This is a genomic window from Nonomuraea sp. B19D2, from assembly GCF_040137845.1.
In the GTDB taxonomy this organism is placed as follows: domain Bacteria; phylum Actinomycetota; class Actinomycetes; order Streptosporangiales; family Streptosporangiaceae; genus Nonomuraea.
This window is the reverse complement of the sequence record NZ_JBEFAK010000002.1, coordinates 144,258-161,910: the sequence shown is the minus strand read 5'-3', so window position 1 is coordinate 161,910 and position 17,653 is coordinate 144,258. Positions and strand designations below refer to the sequence as shown.

The following is a 17,653-nucleotide window of genomic DNA, read 5'->3' as shown; positions in this document are numbered from 1 at the left end:
TCACCGCGTGACGGTGCCCGCCCTGAGCAGCCAGTCGACCGCCTCCGAGATGGCCTCGAGCGGCGCGTATCGGGGCCGGTGCCCCAGGAGCCGCTCGGCCTTCTCCATGCTGCAGTGGGGGCTGTAGGCGATGTGGTCGTACGTGATCTGCGCGTCCTCCTCCGACACCGTCTCCCGCCACCGCTCGAACGGCAGGAAGGTCAGCCGCGCCTCCCGCCCGAACCAGCCCGCCACCGCCTCGGCGTAGCCGCGCAGCGTCAGGGCGGTGGTGGCGACGGAGTGGAAGCTCTCGCCCACGGCGACGGACGGGTTGACCATGGCGTCCACGAACAGCCGGGCCACGTCGTCGGCGTGCACGTGCTGGACGGTCTCCATGCCGAAGTTCGGCAGCGCCAGCTCGGCGCCGTCGGCCAGCGTCTGGAACACGGCGGGGTTGACGTTGCCCGCCGGGTTGACCGGCACCCAGCCAGGCCCGGTGATGTGTCCCGGGTGGATGATCGTGGCGGGGAATCCGTCGCGATGCGCGCGTTCGAGGAGGTGGGCCTCGATGGCGGCCTTCTGCTTGCCGTACTCGCCGATCGGGCGCTTGGGCATGTCCTCGGTCGTCGGCACCCGGGCGCTGGGCCCGTGCGTCCAGATCGTCCCGCAGTGCAGGAAGTGCCGGACCCGCCCGGTCAGCGCCGCCGCCAGGTCGCGGGCGCTGGACTCCGTGAAGCAGATGAGATCGATGACGACGTCCGCCTCCAGGTCGGCGATCCGCCGCCCGAACGTGCCGTCGGCGTCCTCCGCCTCGCGGTCGGCGGTGATGGCGGTGACCCGCTGCCAGGCCCCGTGCGGGCTGTAGGGCTCCCGCTTGCCCCTGCTCACGGCGACGACGTCGTGTCCGGCGTCGACCAGCCGGGGGATTAGATATGTGCCGATATGACCGCTGGCGCCAATCACCGCTACTCGCATGCGCCCAGCTTGACGTGCTCCTCCATATAAGTAAATGTGGAGGGTTCCTGTGCTGCTTACGCAGCAGCTCGCGGCGCGGGTGCGGGCGAGGCTGTGGGACAGGATGCTTGACGCTTCACAGGCCCCGGTATCCCGGAGTCTCCACGTCCTGTGACCGCCCGTCCGGCGGCAGAGTTGTACCGATGAAGCTGGTTTCGGGCGGCGTTGGTATCGGCGTTGCCGGTCCATCCGCACGCCAGGTTCTTGCACGCGAACCGCGATTGCGTTTCGCGTGATCCTGCAGTGGTGGTGTGGCAGCGGTGGCACTCTTGGCTGGTGCCGTGCGGGCGGACCTTGGCGAGCAGACCGCCATGGTCGGCGTTCTTGTAGGTCAGCAACTCGACCGTCCGGCCCCACGCCTGGTCCGCGATCGAGCGGTTCAGGCCCCGCTTTTGGGCGACGTTGATCCCCGGCTCCTGCACGGTCCCGCGCACCGAGGCCATCATGGCGGTGATGTTCAGGTCTTCGACCACGATCGCGCTGAATCGCCGCGCGAGGTCGGTCGTGCTCTGATGCTGCCAGTCGACGGCTCGGCGCTTGGCTGTCGCGCGGAGCCGGGCGATCTGGTCGTAGGTGCGGCGTTCCCGGTTGGATACCGGGTCGCCTTTCTTGCGGGTGGCACGCTGACGGGCGCTTTTGCGCTCCAGACGCAACAGCCGCTCGTTCTCCCCCTCGGTGAGCCACGGGCCGTGCCGAAGGTGTTGACCGTTGGACAGGGCCAGGGGGACCGTGATGCCCCGGTCGATGCCGACCTTCGGCCCGGTGTGCGGGACGGGGGCGGATACGAGCAGCTCGGTGCGGAAGACGATGGTCCACCCGTGGGCGTCTTTCACCAGGCGAGCCCCGGTGATTCTGCCGGATGGTCCGCCCTTGGTGAGGCCGGGCAGGTCTTTTGTCCACCGGAACTTCACCCGCCCGACCTTGGGCAGGTTCACCGCGCCCCATCTGCGGTTGATCCGGCTGATCTGCAGGTCGCGGGCCTGGGGGACGTCCACGGCCATCCGGGATCGGACCCGGCTTTTGAACGTCGGGCGTTTGGCCGGGTGGCCGGGGTTGAAGAAGTTCGCCCACGCCTGCCGGTAGGTCTTCAGCACGGCTTGCGCGGCCTGAGCGGCCAACTGCCCCATCCACTGGATCTCGTGGCGGGCCGCTCGGATCGCCGCGTCGCATTCCTTTGGTGACGGGAACCGGCCCTGCCGGAAGGCGAAGTACTCGTGCAGCAGGTTCCACAGGGCGCGCGCGGTGTGAGCTTGACCGTCCAAAGCGGCCGCCTGGGCCGGGCTGAGGGCGAGTCGCGCCACGTGCGCACGAGCCCGTTTCACCTTCTCCACACGCTGATCATATCTTTTGGTTTATGTCACCGCGATGGAATCCGGACCCCGATGTGAGAAGGGGACGATATGTCGTCTCTAACCTCCATGCCCATTTGGTGTTCGTGACAAAGTACCGGCGTGGGGCCTTGACCGACGAAATGCTGGTCCGCTGTGAGGAAGTCATGCGCGGGGTGTGCGCCGACTTCGAGGTCGAGCTGCGCGAGTTCAACGGCGAGCATGACCACGTCCACCTGTTGGTCCACTACCCGCCCAAGGTCGCGCTGTCCAAACTCGTCAACTCGCTGAAGGGGGTCTCGGCTCGGATGCTTCGTAAGGAATACAGCACATACGTCCGCAAATACCTCTGCGGCGGACATTTCTGGTCTGGTTCCTACTTCGCCGGGTCGGTCGGCGGGGAGCCGCTCACCGTGCTCAAGCAGTACATCGAGCAGCAGAAACGACCCGTGTGAGTGAAGCTGCCGACGAATCCGAAAGATCAGGGCATGCGCACGCCCTAGCAGGCACTCCCACGCGGGCATTCACCCCCGGTGTGAACGCCGGAGCACAAGCCCACATTCTGGTAGACCCGCCGCTTTGCCGGTCAACCATCCCGATACGCTGCTGAACGTCCCATTTCGGAGGTTGGTCAGTGTCGGGGGTTGTCGCGGCGTTCGCCGCCCTGGTGTCCGTTGCCGTGACCGGCTACCTGATCGGGATGGGGGGCCTGCTGCGGGCCAGCGACGAGCTGGTGCTGTCACGCCTGGCCTTCTTCGTGGCCACCCCGGCGCTGATGTTCGCCACTGTGTCGAAGGCGGACCTCCACATCCTCTTCTCGTCGGTGCTGCTGACCGAGGTGGTCGCGGTGGTGTGTGTCCAGCTCGTCTACGTGCTGGTGGCGCGGCTGGTCTGGCGGCGCGACCGCCGCGAGGCGACCATCGGCGCGCTCGCCTCGTCATACGTCAACGCGGGCAACCTCGGCGTGCCCATCTCGATCTACGTGCTGGGCAACGGCGCGCTGGTCGCCCCGATCCTGCTCTTCCAGCTGCTCGTCCTCACCCCGGTCTCCTTCCTCATCCTCGACAAGGGGGCACGGTCGGCGCGGGCGGCCCTGCTCCTCCCGTTCCGCAACCCGCTCACGGTCGCCTCGCTCCTCGGGCTCGCGTTCGCGATCAGCGGCATCTCCCTGCCCGCCCCGGTCATGCGCCCGGTCGAGCTGCTCGGCGGCGCGGCCGTGCCCGTGGCGCTGCTGGCGTACGGCCTCAGCCTGTACGGCTCCCAGCGCACCCCCACGACCCCCGAGACGAACGGCGTCGGCAAGGACATCTTCCTCGCGGTCGCGTTGAAGGCCTTCGTCCAGCCGGCCATCGCCTACCTGGCCGCCCGGCTCGCCCTCGGCCTCGACGGCAGCGACCTCCTGGCCGCCACCCTGTTCGCCGCCCTGCCGACGGCGCAGAACATCTACGTGTACGCGGTGAACTACGACACGGGCCGCCGCCTGGCCCGCAGCGCGGTGCTGCTGACCACGGGCCTGTCCATCCCGATCATGACCACGATCGGCGCGGTCCTCGGGTGATTACCATGAGGGTGTGTTTCGTTCCGTGTGGGACGAGCCCCGTCCCCCCGACCCTCCGTAACGCGTCTGGCGGGACTGGGCGCTCGTAGGGGTGCTCGTGCCGGTCGCGGTGCTCGAAGGGGTCCTGCGGCCGGAGCTGCCGTGGCGGGCCGTCGCGGTGGCCATGACGGTCGGGCTGGTGCCCACGCTGCTGTGGCGCCGCACCAGGCCGCTGCTGATGCTCGCGACCGCCTTCGTCACCACGAGCCTGGCTCCGCTGCTCACGGGCGGCGTGCGGCCGGAGACGTACACGATGGTGTTCCTGCTGCTCGTGGTGTGCGCGCTGTTCAGGTGGGGGTCGGGACGCGAGGCCGCGACCGGGCTGGCGATCATGCTGGTCTCGGTCGGCATCTCGGTCGCCTGCTACGGGCTCGCCCGCGCCGACGCCGTCGCCGCGTTCGCCGTCATGTTCTCGGCCATCGCCCTGGGCCTCGCGGTCCGGTACCGGGCCAGGGCGCGGATGCGCGAGCTCGAGCAGGTCAAGCTGCTCGAGCGCGAGCAGCTGGCCCGCGACCTGCACGACACCGTGGCTCACCACGTGTCGGCCATGGCGATCCGCGCGCAGGCGGGCCTGGCGACGGCGGCCTCGCAACCGGAGGCCGCCACCGACGCGCTCCGCGTGATCGAGGCGGAGGCGTCGCGTACGCTCGCCGAGATGCGCGCCATGGTCCGCCTCCTGCGCCGTGACGAGCCGGCGGAGCTGTCGCCGGGGCGGCAGCTCGCCGATCTGCAACAGCTCGCCGGTCACGCCCGCGTCGGCCCCTCCGTCGACGTGGAGCTCTTCGGCGACCTCGACGGCCTGCCGCCGTCGGTCGGGGCCGCGATCTTCCGCATCGCGCAGGAGTCGGTCACCAACGCCCGGCGGCACGCCCGCCACGCCACCCGCATCGCGATCCAGGTCGCCGCCGACGACACGTCGGTGCGCCTGCGCGTGAGCGACGACGGCGAGGCCAGCTCCGTACGCTCGATATCGTCGCCCGGCTACGGGCTCATCGGCATGATCGAACGCGCGGGCCTGCTCGGCGGCACCTGCGAGGCAGGACCGAACCCCGACGGGGGCTGGACCGTGACCGCCGTGCTGCCCCGCACCGGGACGGCGACATGACCGCCGGGGGCGAGGGCATCAGGGTGATCGTCGCCGACGACCAGGAGATCGCCCGCACCGGGCTCAGGATGATCCTCGACGCGCAGCCCGGCATCGAGGTCGTCGGCGAGGCCGCCGACGGGCGGCGCGCCGTGGAGCTGGCGCGGCGCCTGCGGCCTGACGTGTGCCTGTTCGACATCCGCATGCCCGGCCTCGACGGCATCGAGGCCACCCGCCGCCTGGCCGGTCCCGGCGTCGCCGAACCCCTCGCCGTCGTCGTCATCACCACCTTCGACCTCGACGAGTACGTCTACGCCGCGCTCAGAGCGGGCGCCCGGGGCTTCCTGCTCAAGGACGCCGGCCCCGACCTGCTCTCCCAGGCCGTCCGCGCCGCCGCCAACGGCGACGCCCTCATCGCCCCGAACATCACGGCCCGGCTGCTGCAGACCTTCGCCTACTCCGGGCGCGCCACGCCGCCGGCGCAGCCCCGCGAGGCGCTGACCGGCCGGGAGGAGGAGATCCTGGCCACCGTGGCGCGCGGGCGGACCAACAACGAGATCGCCGACGAGCTGCACATCTCCCTCAGCACCGTCAAGAGCCACATCGCGAGCCTCATGCTCAAGCTCGGCGTCCGCAACCGCGTCGAGATCGCCATGTGGGCGTACGAGACCAAGCGGGTCAAGCTCTGATCGGGCCGATCGGCCAGGGACGACGTCGTACTTTCGGCTGTAGAGGACGCGTGGCGGGCTTGGCGACACTGGTCGCGAGTCCCCCCACAAGGAGAAAGCGATGAAGGCGTTCGTCCTACCCTCGTACGGCTCACCCCTCGTCCTGACGGACCTCGACCAGCCAGTTCCCGGCGACGACGAAGTGCTGGTCCGGGTGCGCGCCACCTCCGTTCAGCCCTACGACTGGCACTTCCTCCGCGGTGAGCCGTACATCGCCCGCCTGATGGGCGGCGGCCCGGGGCTGCGGCTGCCGCGGTTCCGCGTCCTGGGCGCCGACGTGGCCGGGCACGTGGAGGCGGTCGGCAAGGACGTGACCGAGTTCCGCCCCGGCGACGAGGTGTACGCGATGCCCAAGCAGGGCGGCTTCGCCGAGTACGTGTGCGTGCCGGAGAGCGAGCTGGCGCCCAAGCCGAAGAACGTGTCGTTCGAGGAGGCGGCGGCGGTGCCGATGGCGGCCTGCACCGCCCTGCTGGCCCTGCGCGACGACGGCCGCGTCCAGCCGGGAGACCGCGTCCTCGTCAACGGGGCCTCCGGAGGCGTGGGCACGTTCGCCGTGCAGCTCGCCAGGGCGTTCGGCGCGCACGTCACCGGCGTGTGCAGCGCCAGGAACGTGGGCCTGGTCCGGTCGCTCGGCGCGGACGAGGTCATCGACTACACCAAAGAGGACTTCACCCGAAACGGGCGGCGCTACGAGCTGCTGCTGGACATCGCGGGCAGCCGCTCCGGCTCCGCCTGCCGCCGGGTGCTGACCCGCAAGGCGACCCACGTCCTCGTCGGCGGCCCGCCCGGCCGCTGGTTCCAGCCTGCGAGCCACGTCTTCGCCACGCTCGCGGCAGGGTCGTTCGTGTCCCAGCGGATGGTCGTGACGCAGGTGGTGCACTGCACGGAGACCAGGCGGAACCTCATGACGCTGACCGAGCTGATCGAGGGCGGCGAGATCCACCCGGTGATCGACCGGATCTACCCGTTCGCCGATCTTCCGGCGGCCGTCGGCTACCAGGAGGAGGGCCACGCATCGGGGAAGGTCGTGATCTCCATCTGAAACCATGCCCGAATGGACACATCACGTCTCACGGCCTACAGCGACGTCGCCACCTCCCTGGCCCTTCGCGGTGACGTCGAGCTGGGCGAGCTGGTCGAGCAGGCCGACCCGCTGGGCTCCGGCATCGGCGGCCGGTCCGCGCTGTTGGCGGTGGCCGGGACGCGGGTGTTCGTGAAACGGGTGCCCCTCACGGACCGGGAGCTCCTGCCGGAGAACGTCAGGTCCACCGCCAATGTCTTCGGCCTCCCGGCCTTCTTCAACTACGGCATCGGCAGTCCTGGCTTCGGGGCGTGGCGGGAGCTGGCGACGCACATCATGACCACGAACTGGGTGATCGCCGGGCAGTACCCCGGCTTCCCCCTGATGTACCACTGGCGGGTCCTGCCCGACACCCCGCCGTCCCTGCCCGAGATCATGTCCGATGTCGAGCAGACCATTGCCTACTGGGGAGGAGGCCAGGAGGTACGCGAACGCATCGAGGCGCTCCAGCGGTCCTCGGCGAGCCTCGTGCTGTTCCTGGAGTACTTCCCGCACAATCTGAGCGATTGGCTGGGAACGCAGCTGCGGGCCGGCGACGAGGCCGCGAACGCCGCCTGCGAGCTGGTGGAGCGGGAGCTGGAGGCGGGCGTCTCCTTCATGAACGCCAACGACCTGCTGCACTTCGACGCGCACTTCCTCAACCTCCTCACCGACGGACGGCGCATCTACTTCGCCGACTTCGGGCTCGCGATCTCGTCCCGCTTCGACCTGTCGCCGGATCAGGCCGACTTCTTCCACCGGCACCGCACGTACGACCGCTGCCACACGCGCACGCACTTCGTGCACTGGCTGGCGTCCGCCCTGTACGGCCGCAAGTGGGGCGATCACGACGACCTGGTGCGCGCATGGGCCGGGGGAGAGCCGCCAGCCGGAGTGCCGGAGGCGGCCGCGGCGATCCTGACCCGTCACAGCGCGCTCGCCCTGGTGATGGACAATTTCTACCGCAGGCTCCAGAAGGAGAGCAGACGGACGCCGTATCCGCAGGAGGAGATCGATCGACTCCCCGCCTGAGCCTCAGGCCGGGCAGACCGCTTGTGGCGGGTCACTGGAGACCGACCTCCCCGATTGTTACCGTTGTCGCCTCAACGACGATCATCAAGGGGTAGCCATGACCGAGTCCTCGGTGATGCCGCCGCACATGCGGCGGGTGGGGTTCGACCCGGCACCTGAGCTGGCGGCGGTCCGGGACGAGGCGGGGATCGTGCGCATCACGAGTGCGTTCGGCCTGGACGCCTGGCTCGTGACCCGGTACGCGGACGTACGCGAGGTCCTGGGCGACGCCGAGCGGTTCAAGATCGCAGAGCAGACGGTCGCGCGGCTGCCGGGAGCGCCGGAGATGACCCCGGAGCAGCTCGCCAAGGCGCAGGCGGGCAACCTGCTCGGCGCGGACCCGCCCAAGCACACACGCCTGCGCAAGATGCTGACCCCCGAGTTCACCATCCGCAGGATGCAGCGGCTGGAGCCGCGGATCAGGCGCATCGTGGACGACCACCTGGACGCCATGGAGGCCGCCGGGGCGCCCGCCGACCTGGTGCAGTCGTTCGCGCTGCCGATCCCGTCGCTGGTCATCTGCGAGCTGCTCGGCGTTCCGTACGAGGACCGCGCGGGTTTCCAGCACCGCACCAGCAGGATGCTCGACATGTCGGTGCCGGGCGAGGAGCGGCTGGCGCTGCAGTTCGAGTCGCGGGCGTACATGGAGGACCTGGTCCGCCGCATCCAGCAGGACCCGGGCGACGAGCTGCTCGGCATGCTGGTACGCGAGCACGGCGACGACCTGACCACGGACGAGCTCGTCGGGATCGGCGCCCTGCTGCTGTTCGCCGGTCACGAGACCACCTCCAACATGCTCGCCCTCGGCACCCTGGCTCTCCTCCGCCACCCCGAACAGCTCGAACTCCTCAGGAAGGAGCCCGAGCGCATCGACGCCGCGGTGGAGGAGCTGCTGCGCTGGCTGAGCATCGTCAACTCGGGCACGACCAAGGTCACGACCACGGAGGTCCAGCTCGGCGGCCGTACCATCCCGCCCGGCGAGCTGATCGTCTGCGCCCTGCCCGCGGCCAACCGCGACCCGGCGCTGCTGCCCGACGCGGACACGTTCGACGTCTCCCGCGGCGCTCCCGGCCACGTCGCCTTCGGCCACGGCATCCACCACTGCCTGGGCGCCCCGCTGGCCCGCATGGAGCTGCGCATCGCCTTCCCCGCGCTGCTCCAGCGCTTCCCGGGGCTGCGCGAGGCCGGCGCCGCGGACTTCCGCTCCTCCCACATCGTCTACGGCCTGAGCTCCCTGGAGGTCGCCTGGTAGCCGTTGATGGGAATTGTCGGTCCCGGCGGATAGCGTGCAAGGGTCATGCCTATCGACGTCGCGGCACACGAGCTGATCGGCAGGGAGCATCCCGCCGCGCTGATGCGTGCCGAGATCGACCGGGTGATCGGCAGCCACGGCGGCCTGGTGCTGGTCACCGGCGAGGCGGGCATCGGCAAGACCACGCTGGTCACGAGCGCGGCGGGTGCGGCCAGGCGGCAGGGCGCGCTGGTGGTCGGGGGCGCGTGCTGGGATTCGGACAATGCCCCCGGCTTCTGGCCGTGGGTCCAGGTCATCCGGGCTCTGCGGCGCGCCGCGGAGCCCGGGGAGTGGGCCGCGGCGGAGGAGTCGGCCGACGGCAGGCTGGCCGCCCTGCTCGGCGAGGGCAGGAGCCGCGCGGCGGCCCTCGACGCCTTCCGGGTCTACGACGCGGTCACCTCCGCTCTGGTCTCGCTGTCGCAGCGGCGCCCGGTGGTGGTCGTCATCGACGACCTCCACGAGGCCGACCCGGCCTCGCTCCGGCTGCTGGAGTTCGCGGCGCAGCAGACCTGGTTCGAGCGGCTGCTGCTGATCGGCACCTATCGCGACGCCGAGGTGGAGTCCGTCGACCACCCGCTGCGCGATCTCCTGTCGCCGCTCGTCGCGCGGGCCACCACCATCACGCTCACCGGGCTCGACCAGGCGGGCGTCGGCGCGCTCATGACCCGCACGGCCGGCCACGAGCCGCCGCCCGAGCTGGTCGCGGAGGTCCATCTGCGCACGGGCGGAAACCCGTTCTTCGTCGAGCAGACCGCCAGGTTGTGGCGCAGCGGCGGCTCGGCCGGCGCCATCGCGCCGGGCGTGCGCGACGCGCTGCTGCGCCGGTTGTCGCTGCTGCCGCGGCAGGTGTCCGAGCTGCTGCCCGCCGCGGCGGTGCTCGGGCGGGAGTTCCACCGGCAGGTGCTCGCCGCGATCGTCGCGGCGCCCGTCGCGCACGTCGACCGGCTGCTGGACGTGGCCGTGGCGGCCAAGCTCGTGGTGGCCAAGGGCGGCGGCGTGTTCGCATTCGCCCACGACCTGGTGCGCGAGACCCTCTACGACTCGCTGGACGACCCGCTCGAGCTGCACGGCGCCATCGTCCGCGCCCTCGACCGCTCGCCCGGCCTGGCGGGCAAGGTGCTGCCTGGCGACCTGGCCGGGCACGCCTACCTCGCCCGCGACCGCCTGGACCCTGATCGGGTGATCGACCTCCTGCTGGCCGCCTCCCGCGACGCGAAGGGCCGGCTGGCGGACGAGGAGCAGCTGGGCCACCTGCGCAGGGCGTGCGACCTGAGCGGCGGCGTCGACCGGCGCAGGCAGGCCGTGATCGCTCTCGACCTGGGCAGGGACCTGCACCACGTCGGCGAGCAGGACGCGGCGAGGGAGGCGTTCGAGCTGGCCGCCGCCATCGCCGGCGAGCTCGACGACCCCGAGCTGCCCGCCCGTGTCGCGCTGACGTTCCACTCCTACTACGGCCTCGACGAGGCCCTCGACCGGTTGCGACAGGCCCACGGCAGGCTGGTCGGCGGCTCGGCGCCCGACGAGCGGCTGGCGCTCGAGCTCGTGCTCCACCTCGCCAACCTGGCCAGGCGGGGAGGTGACGACGACGCGCTGGCGTTCAGCCTGTGGACGCACCACGAGATCATCTGGGGGCCTGGCACGGCGGAGGAGCGGTTGGCGCTGACCGGCGAGCTGCTCGACGTGGCCAGGCGCACGTCCGACTGGGAGCTCGCCCACTTCGCCGCCGCGCTGCGCTGGGTCGCCATGATCGAGCAGGGCGACGCCCGCTACTTCGACGCCTTCCACGACTACGCCGCCAGGGGGCGGCGCAGCGGCCGGCGCCACCTCGACCTGTCAACGTCGGTGGATGTGAGCATCATCGCCGCACTCACCGGCCGCTTCGCCGAGGCGGAGTCGGCGCTGTCGGGCATCCACGTGGACTCGGTGCACGATCATTTCCTGTTCATGATCACGCACCATCGGTGGGCGATGATGTCGCTGCAGGGCAGGATCGAGGCGGCCGAAGAGCTGCTCCGCGAGCTCAGGGAGACCACCCACCCGTGCGTGCCGGTGCTGGAGGCGCTCACCGCCCTGCAGGTCGGCGACCTCGACACCGCACTACGCCATTTCGCCGCCGGGGAGCCGCGCGAGCGCATGGCACAGCCGCTGTGGCTGCGGTTCCAGGCGGAGGTGGCGGCGGCCACGCAGGACCCGGAGCTGTGTGCGCGGGCCCGCGCCGCGCTGGCCCCGCATCGGGGCCGGTGGGTGGTGTCGTTCTACGGCTGGGACATCAGCGGACCTTATGATCTCTGGCTCGCCCTGCTCGACGCCGCCGAGGGGCGCTGGGCGCAGGCCGTCGAGGGGTTCACGGCCGCCTACCGCTCCGCCGACCTGATGCGGGCGCGGCCGTGGTCGGTGATCGCCCGCACGCACCTGGCCGAGACGCTGCTCTCCCGTGGCGGGCCGGGCGACGCCGAGGCGGGGGAGGGGCTGCTCGCCGGTGTGCGCAGGGAGGCGGGCGAGCTGGGCATGCGCCACGTCCTGGAGTCCGTACGCCCGGCGCGTCCCGAGCCGGTCGCCCCCCGGACGGGCAGAGGCGGCACCGCGGAGTTCAGGAGGGACGGGAAGGTCTGGTCGCTGGCGTTCGCGGGCCGCACCGCGCACATGCCCGACGCCAAGGGCCTGCGCGACCTCCACACGTTGCTGAGCCGTCCCGGTGACGACGTGCCCGCCGTGCTCCTGCTCGACCCCGAGGGCGGCGAGGTCGTGGTCGCGGCCCGGCGGATGGGCGGCGACGACGTGCTCGACGAGGAGGCCAAGAGCCGCTACCGGCGCCGGCTGGCCCGGCTCGACGACGAGATCGACCGGGCCGCCGAGCTGGGGGACGATCGGCGGGCGGCCGAGTTCGACCGGGAGCGGGCGGCGTTGCTGGAGGAGCTGCGGGCCGCGGCGGGGCTCGGCGGGCGCACCCGCCGCCTGGGCGACGAGGCGGAGCGCGCCCGCAAGACCGTCACGGCCAGGATCCGCGACGTGCTGGGCAAGCTCGACCGAGCCCATCCCGAGCTGGCCGCCCATCTCCGCGCCGCCGTCTCCACCGGCTCCACCTGCCGCTACCAACCTGACCGCCCCGTCACCTGGCGCCTTTGAGCAGACATGATCGCCGAGTTGCGGGTCCGCTGCGGGGATACGGAACTCTCGCATGTGCGCCAGCGTATGAGCATGTCACTGTGGGTACATGGCCCACTCACGCTAGGGGAGGAGGACACGTCGGCATGATCCCTGGATGCGGCAATTGCGACTGCAACGACGTCATGTACGAAGGAACGCCGTCGCACTGGACGGCGTTGCGCGTCGAGTGACCGAAGGCCCCAGCAGCCCCGCTCTCTGCATCTCGGAGGGCGGGGCTGTGCCGCATGGACTCCGGGACAACTGGGCTACTTCCGGTTGTACAGGCGCATGGTGAGGGTGCCGAACACGACGATCAGCACCAGCGCCGACCCCAGCACCCACATGAGCTCCGCGCCGTCAGGCGCGCCCGCCATGAGCGACCGCACGGAAGCCACCAGGTGCGTGATCGGGTTGGCGTTCACGAAGATCTGCAGCCACCCCGGCATGGTCGAGGGATCCACATAGACGTTGCTCAGGAAGGTCAACGGGAACAGCACCAGCATGCTGAACCCCATCACCGACTTCTCGCTCCGCAGCAGCAGCCCGAACATCGTCCACACCCACGAGAACGCGAACGAGAACCCCAGCAGCACCAGGATCCCGGCCACCGCACCGGCGACCCCGCCCTGCGGCCGGAAGCCCAGCACCAGACCGACCGCCAGGATGACCGTCGAGGCCAGCGTGTACCGCAGGACGTCGCCGAGCAGGTAGCCGACCATGGTCGAAGGACGCCAGATGGGCAGGGTGCGGAAGCGGTCGAAGACGCCCTTCTCGATGTCCTTGTTGACCTCCACGCCGGTGTACATCGTGATCATCACGACGCTCGTCACCATGATGCCCGGCAGCAGGAACTGCAGGTACTCGGTCGGCGACCCCGCCAGCGCGCCGCCGAAGAGGTACGTGAACATCAGCGTCATCATCAGCGGGAACGCCGTCACGTCGAACAGCTGCTCCGGCACGTGCTTGATCTTCAACATGGCCCGCCAGCCGAACGTGACCGACGCCGACCAGGCGCTGGGCCGTGGCGGCTTGACCCCCGGAGCGAGCACCGTGCCGAGCATCTCGGCCGCCGGCGCGTACGTGGTCTCAGTGGTGGTGCTCATGCTGCCTCCTCGGTCGCGGGGCGGTCGGTCAGTGCCAGGAAGACCTCGTCCAGGCTTGGCTGGCCGAGTGAGAAGTCGTCGACGACGATGCCGGCCTCGGCCAGCCGCCCGAGGGCGCGGGCGGCCTGCGCCGCCTCCCCGCCGTCGCCGGTGACGCGGGCCGTGAGCGCCACCGGGTCCGCCTCCAGGTAGACGGGCGCGTCCAGCGTCTCGGCGAGCAGGCGCTCGGCCTCGCCGCGGGTGGCCGGGTCGCGCAGCCGTACGTGGACGGAACCGGAGCCGATTGACGACTTCAGCTCGCCAGGAGTGCCCTCGGCGATGACCTTGCCGTGGTCGATGACCGCGATGCGGCTCGCGAGCCGGTCGGCCTCCTCCAGGTATTGCGTGGTCAGCAGCACCGTCGTGCCGTGGGCCACGACGACGCGCACGATGTCCCAGACCTGGTTGCGGCTGCGCGGGTCGAGGCCGGTCGTGGGCTCGTCGAGGAAGAGCAGGTCGGGCGTGTTGAGGATGCTGGCCGCGATGTCGAGCCGCCGGCGCATCCCGCCCGAGTACGTCTTGACCTGCCGCCCCGCGGCCTCCGTCAGCCCGAACGCCTCCAGCAGCTCCGCCGCCCGCTCCTTCGCGGCCGGCTTGCGGTGGCCGAGGAGGCGGCCGAGCAGGATCAGGTTCTCGGCGCCGGTCATCTCCTCGTCCACGGAGGCGTACTGGCCGGTCAGGCTGACCCGGCTGCGTACGGTGTCCGCCTCGCGCACGACGTCGTGCCCGAACACGGTCGCCTCGCCTCCGTCGGGCCGCAGCAGTGTGGCCAGCATCCGTACGGCGGTGGTCTTGCCCGCGCCGTTGGGGCCGAGCACGCCGTACACGGCGCCGGTCGGGACGGCGAGGTCGAGGCCGTCCACGGCACGGGTATCGCCGAAGACCTTGACCAGGCCTGAGGTCTGTATCGCTAGATCTGGCATTGCGGTCCTTTCATGAGACGTACGGCTGCGCGTGCCGGGCGGCGCGCAGCGCCCGGCCCCACCAGGTGAGCTGGTCGAGCATGGCCCCGACGGCCCGCAGGCGGTCGTCGGTGTCGCGCGGCCGCCCGCGCTCGTCGACGTCCTCGCCGAGCAGGTCGAGCCCGACCCAGTCACGCATGGTCACGGAGTGCAGGGCGCAGAAGACGGTACGGAGCTGCTCGACCGCGTACATGCCGGCCGATCCCGACCCGTACGCCACGAACCCGATGGGTTTGGCCTGCCACTCGTCGTAGGCGAAGTCGATCGCCTGCTTGAGTGAGGCGGGGAAGCTGCGGTTGTACTCGGGGGTGACCACGACGAACGCCTCCGCGCCGCCGACGGATCCGGCGAAGCTGCACATGTCCGGCGTCGCCTCATCCGGGTAGCACCGGGGGAAGGCGTAGCCGGCCAGGTCGAGCACCTCGATCGCGAGGTCGCGGCGGCGGCGGGCCCGCTCGGCGAACCACGCGCCCACCGAGTCGCCGACGCGGCCGACCCGGGTGCTGCCGATGATCAGCGCGACCCGCAACGGATCCATGGTGCGCCCCCTTCCTGCGCCGTCACCTTTCAGGCGCTAGAAGGGCTGCTAGATCGGATCTAGCAACGCTCCCATGAGGGTCATCCGGCGGGTCTGATCGTGTAGCCGACGCCGCGCACGGTGTGGATCATCGGCTCGCGCTGCGCGTCGATCTTGCGCCGGAGGTACGAGATGTACAGCTCGACCACGTTGCTCTGACCGCCGAAGTCGTACGCCCACACCCGGTCGAGTATCTGTGCCTTGCTCAGCACCCGCCCCGGATTGTGCATGAGGAACCGGAGCAGCTCGAACTCCGTGGGTGTGAGCCTGATGTCCTTGCCGGCCCGCCGTACCTGGCGGGTCTCCTGGTCCAGCGTGAGGTCCCCGACCACCAGCCCGGCGTCGGGCCGCTGCTGCGCCGCGCCCGAGCGGCGCAGCAGGCCGCGCAGCCTGAGGACGACCTCCTCCAGGCTGAACGGCTTCGTGACGTAGTCGTCGGCGCCCGCCCGCAGGCCGACGAGCCGGTCCTGGAGCGAGTCCAGGGCCGCTAGGAACAGGATCGGCACCCCCGGCAGCACCGCGCGCAGCCTGGGCAGGAGCCGGATCCCGTCCATGTCGGGCAGCATGACGTCCAGGACGATCGCGTCGGGGCGGAACCCACGGGCCGCGCGGATGGCCTCGGAGCCGTTGAGCGCACTGCGGACGTCCCAGGACTCCTGGCGCATGACCATGGAAAGGAGCTCGGTCAGCGACGGCTCGTCATCCACCACGAGGATGTTGACCGGGCTGGTCGGGTACATGTTCGTGACGATGACGTGCGTTTATGAAAGTTTGATGATTTCTGCTTGTGAATCGCCTGTGAGCTCAGCTCGAGCCCGCTGCCTCCGCTTATCCAATACACAAGTGGCTTAAAGGCGTTTCTCAGATTGAGTCGGCAGGTTGTTCGGCGTGGGGGCTGACCTCCGCGGCTGAATTCAAAAGTTCGGCCGGGTCGTCCCGGATTGGATTATTGACTGATGCGTTTCGCCAAGCCTTTCGTCGTGACCCTTGCCAGCGCCGCCGTGCTCGCCCTGCCCCTGTCGGGCGCCGCCCTCGCTGACGCCAGGCAGCCGCAGCCCGCGGCGACGGCCGAGGCCCCGCAGCCGACGTACTCGAACCCCGCCGTGCCCCAGGACCAGCTGGCCATGGGACGCGATGCTGTTCGTGCGGCCTCGCTCAAGGTGTCCGTTGACCCGGGCCGTGTGCGCGCCGGTGGCTCCTACGAGGTGACGATCGCCGCGAAGGGCCTGCACTCGCGCACGGCCATCGTGATCAGCCCTGAGGGCAGGAGATACCGCGTCGCGCTCTCCGGCGGCAGCGCCACCAAGACCCTGACCGTGCCGCCGAAGGCCAGGCCCGGCAGCGAGACGGTGACCGTCAAGGTCGGCAACAAGGTCGCCACCGCCGCGTTCGAGGTGGTCGGCGCCAGGAAGCACCAGCGCGACGACCGCCGCCACGAGGCGAAGTAGCAGGTGGGGCGGGACCCCCTACGGCGTCGAGGATTCACATCGGCAAAAGCCCTCAAATACGTCATATGCGACATAAAGCCGCCGGCAGTTCTTCGATTTCCGTGGCTGGTCATTCTTTTCCAGGGGAATTAGGATTACTCCCGGGGTTGATGCTGGGTGATGGACAGTGAAGGGCGGATCGCCCGCGAACTGTGTGCGGCGCTCGGTCCCGCCGGTAGCCCGGCCGAGGTCGGTGCGGCGATTTCGCGGATCGTCGGACGCCGGGTGGCGCACGACGCGCTCCGGCTGGTCGGCCTGAATCCGGCGATCGGCATCGGCCTGGGAGCGTTCAGCTTCTGGCACGAATACCAGCCCACGCTGATCAGCGCCCTGGTGCTCAACCGATATCTGCACGGCGACCCATGCCCGCTGCCGGTCCTCGCCCGGCAGAGCGTGCCGGTGTGCGTCGTGGGAGCGGGTGCCGGAGACGGCCGGCGCAACGCGCTGGTTCGGCGGGTGCTGGCCGCCCACGGAGCGGGCAGCGAACTGCGCCTGCTGATTCGGGACCGCCATGGGGTGTGGGGTCTGCTCGGCCTGCTCCGTGCCGAGGGCGGCAGGCCCTTCGGCGAGAATGACATCCACCGGGCCCAGCAGCTCGCCCCTGCGCTGCTGGCGGCGTTGCGCGGATATGTGACGGCCGGCCCGCTGACCCCCACCGTTCCGGCGCTGCCGACCGGAGTCATCACGATCGCCCCTGATCACACGGTCCGGTCGATCTCGCCCCAGGCGCGGGAGTGGACGCGGCAAATGTGGCCGGCTGCCGGGAGCGGGGTGCCGGACTGGATCGCCAACGCGTTCTGGGTCGGTCTGTCCTTGCAGGTGCGGGCACATACTCGCGATCCGCACGCCTGGACGCCGCTGATCTGCGCGCCGGCGGCGAACTTCGGGCGCTGGGTGTTGATCCACGGCCAGCCGCTGGATGAGAGCGGCGAGAGTGACGTCGCCATTCTCATCCAGGCGGCCGGCGGCAAACTGCTGCTGCCGTCATTTTCTGATTGGTACGGCATCACCGCCGGCGAACGCCGAGTCATCGAGTGCCTGTATGCCGGGGCGGCGGCGAAACAGATTGCCCGAGACCTGGACCTCTCCCTCTACACCGTCAACGACCACTTGAAATCGGTGTACCGGAAGACCCGGGCGCAGAGCCGGGACGAACTCATCGCGGCGATCGCCGGCTGACCGGCCT

The 17,653-nt window shown here is 70.4% G+C and carries 16 protein-coding genes; 10 read left to right on the top strand and 6 right to left on the bottom strand.

Translation table 11 applies throughout. The features are described 5' to 3' along the window. The gene (locus tag ABN273_RS04420) at positions 1 to 954 is read right to left on the bottom strand and encodes an NAD-dependent epimerase/dehydratase family protein (protein ID WP_349447324.1); all 954 of its coding nucleotides are present in this window, start codon (positions 952 to 954) and stop codon (positions 1 to 3) included. 56 nt (positions 955 to 1,010) lie between these two features. Beyond that, entirely contained in the window at positions 1,011 to 2,324 is a 1,314-nt protein-coding gene (locus ABN273_RS04415; RefSeq protein ID WP_349447323.1) for an RNA-guided endonuclease InsQ/TnpB family protein, read from the bottom strand. 23 nt (positions 2,325 to 2,347) lie between these two features. Here ABN273_RS04415 and tnpA point away from each other — a divergent pair, with 23 nt between their 5' ends. The 8 genes from tnpA (at position 2,348) to ABN273_RS04375 (ending at position 12,278) form a co-directional block, all read left to right on the top strand. Further along, positions 2,348 to 2,776, top strand: coding sequence for an IS200/IS605 family transposase (gene tnpA, locus ABN273_RS04410; RefSeq protein WP_349447322.1), 429 nt, complete (start codon positions 2,348 to 2,350; stop codon positions 2,774 to 2,776). Between the two features lie 179 nt (positions 2,777 to 2,955). Continuing rightward, on the top strand, positions 2,956 to 3,879 hold the full coding sequence (locus ABN273_RS04405) for an AEC family transporter (RefSeq protein WP_349447321.1): 924 nt from the start codon (positions 2,956 to 2,958) through the stop codon (positions 3,877 to 3,879). 97 nt (positions 3,880 to 3,976) lie between these two features. Continuing rightward, the gene (locus ABN273_RS04400) at positions 3,977 to 5,023 is read left to right on the top strand and encodes a sensor histidine kinase (protein ID WP_349447320.1); all 1,047 of its coding nucleotides are present in this window, start codon (positions 3,977 to 3,979) and stop codon (positions 5,021 to 5,023) included. After that, the gene (locus tag ABN273_RS04395; RefSeq protein WP_349447319.1) at positions 5,020 to 5,691 is read left to right on the top strand and encodes a response regulator; all 672 of its coding nucleotides are present in this window, start codon (positions 5,020 to 5,022) and stop codon (positions 5,689 to 5,691) included. The genes ABN273_RS04400 and ABN273_RS04395 overlap by 4 nt, the downstream gene beginning before the upstream one ends. Positions 5,692 to 5,791: 100 nt before the next feature. Further along, positions 5,792 to 6,772: an NAD(P)-dependent alcohol dehydrogenase gene (locus ABN273_RS04390; RefSeq protein WP_349447318.1), complete on the top strand. Its 981-nt coding sequence runs from the start codon at positions 5,792 to 5,794 to the stop codon at positions 6,770 to 6,772. A 12-nt stretch (positions 6,773 to 6,784) separates the two neighbouring features. After that, positions 6,785 to 7,822, top strand: a complete 1,038-nt coding sequence (locus tag ABN273_RS04385; RefSeq protein ID WP_349447317.1) for a protein kinase family protein — start codon at positions 6,785 to 6,787, stop codon at positions 7,820 to 7,822. 97 nt (positions 7,823 to 7,919) lie between these two features. Further along, positions 7,920 to 9,113, top strand: coding sequence for a cytochrome P450 (locus tag ABN273_RS04380; RefSeq protein WP_349447316.1), 1,194 nt, complete (start codon positions 7,920 to 7,922; stop codon positions 9,111 to 9,113). Positions 9,114 to 9,158: 45 nt separating this feature from the next. Beyond that, on the top strand, positions 9,159 to 12,278 hold the full coding sequence (locus ABN273_RS04375) for an ATP-binding protein (RefSeq protein ID WP_349447315.1): 3,120 nt from the start codon (positions 9,159 to 9,161) through the stop codon (positions 12,276 to 12,278). 287 nt (positions 12,279 to 12,565) lie between these two features. Here the strand turns inward: ABN273_RS04375 and ABN273_RS04370 are convergent, their stop codons facing one another. The 4 genes from ABN273_RS04370 to ABN273_RS04355 form a co-directional block, all read right to left on the bottom strand. Beyond that, positions 12,566 to 13,402 carry an ABC transporter permease gene (locus ABN273_RS04370; protein ID WP_349447314.1) on the bottom strand — a complete coding sequence of 279 codons (837 nt, stop codon included), beginning with the start codon at positions 13,400 to 13,402 and terminating at the stop codon, positions 12,566 to 12,568. Next, positions 13,399 to 14,364, bottom strand: coding sequence for an ATP-binding cassette domain-containing protein (locus ABN273_RS04365; RefSeq protein WP_349447313.1), 966 nt, complete (start codon positions 14,362 to 14,364; stop codon positions 13,399 to 13,401). Before ABN273_RS04365 ends, ABN273_RS04370 begins: the two co-directional genes overlap by 4 nt. Before the next feature lie 10 nt (positions 14,365 to 14,374). Beyond that, on the bottom strand, positions 14,375 to 14,941 hold the full coding sequence (locus ABN273_RS04360) for an NADPH-dependent FMN reductase (protein ID WP_349447312.1): 567 nt from the start codon (positions 14,939 to 14,941) through the stop codon (positions 14,375 to 14,377). Positions 14,942 to 15,021: 80 nt separating this feature from the next. Continuing rightward, the gene (locus tag ABN273_RS04355; RefSeq protein ID WP_349447311.1) at positions 15,022 to 15,720 is read right to left on the bottom strand and encodes a response regulator transcription factor; all 699 of its coding nucleotides are present in this window, start codon (positions 15,718 to 15,720) and stop codon (positions 15,022 to 15,024) included. 216 nt (positions 15,721 to 15,936) lie between these two features. Between ABN273_RS04355 and ABN273_RS04350 the strand changes: the two genes are divergently transcribed. Together ABN273_RS04350 and ABN273_RS04345 are read left to right on the top strand one after the other, a co-directional pair. Further along, positions 15,937 to 16,428, top strand: coding sequence for a hypothetical protein (locus ABN273_RS04350; RefSeq protein WP_349447310.1), 492 nt, complete (start codon positions 15,937 to 15,939; stop codon positions 16,426 to 16,428). 159 nt (positions 16,429 to 16,587) lie between these two features. Then, positions 16,588 to 17,646 (top strand): helix-turn-helix transcriptional regulator, encoded by a 1,059-nt coding sequence (locus ABN273_RS04345; protein ID WP_349447709.1) that lies wholly within the window; start codon positions 16,588 to 16,590, stop codon positions 17,644 to 17,646. Positions 17,647 to 17,653: the final 7 nt, after the last annotated feature.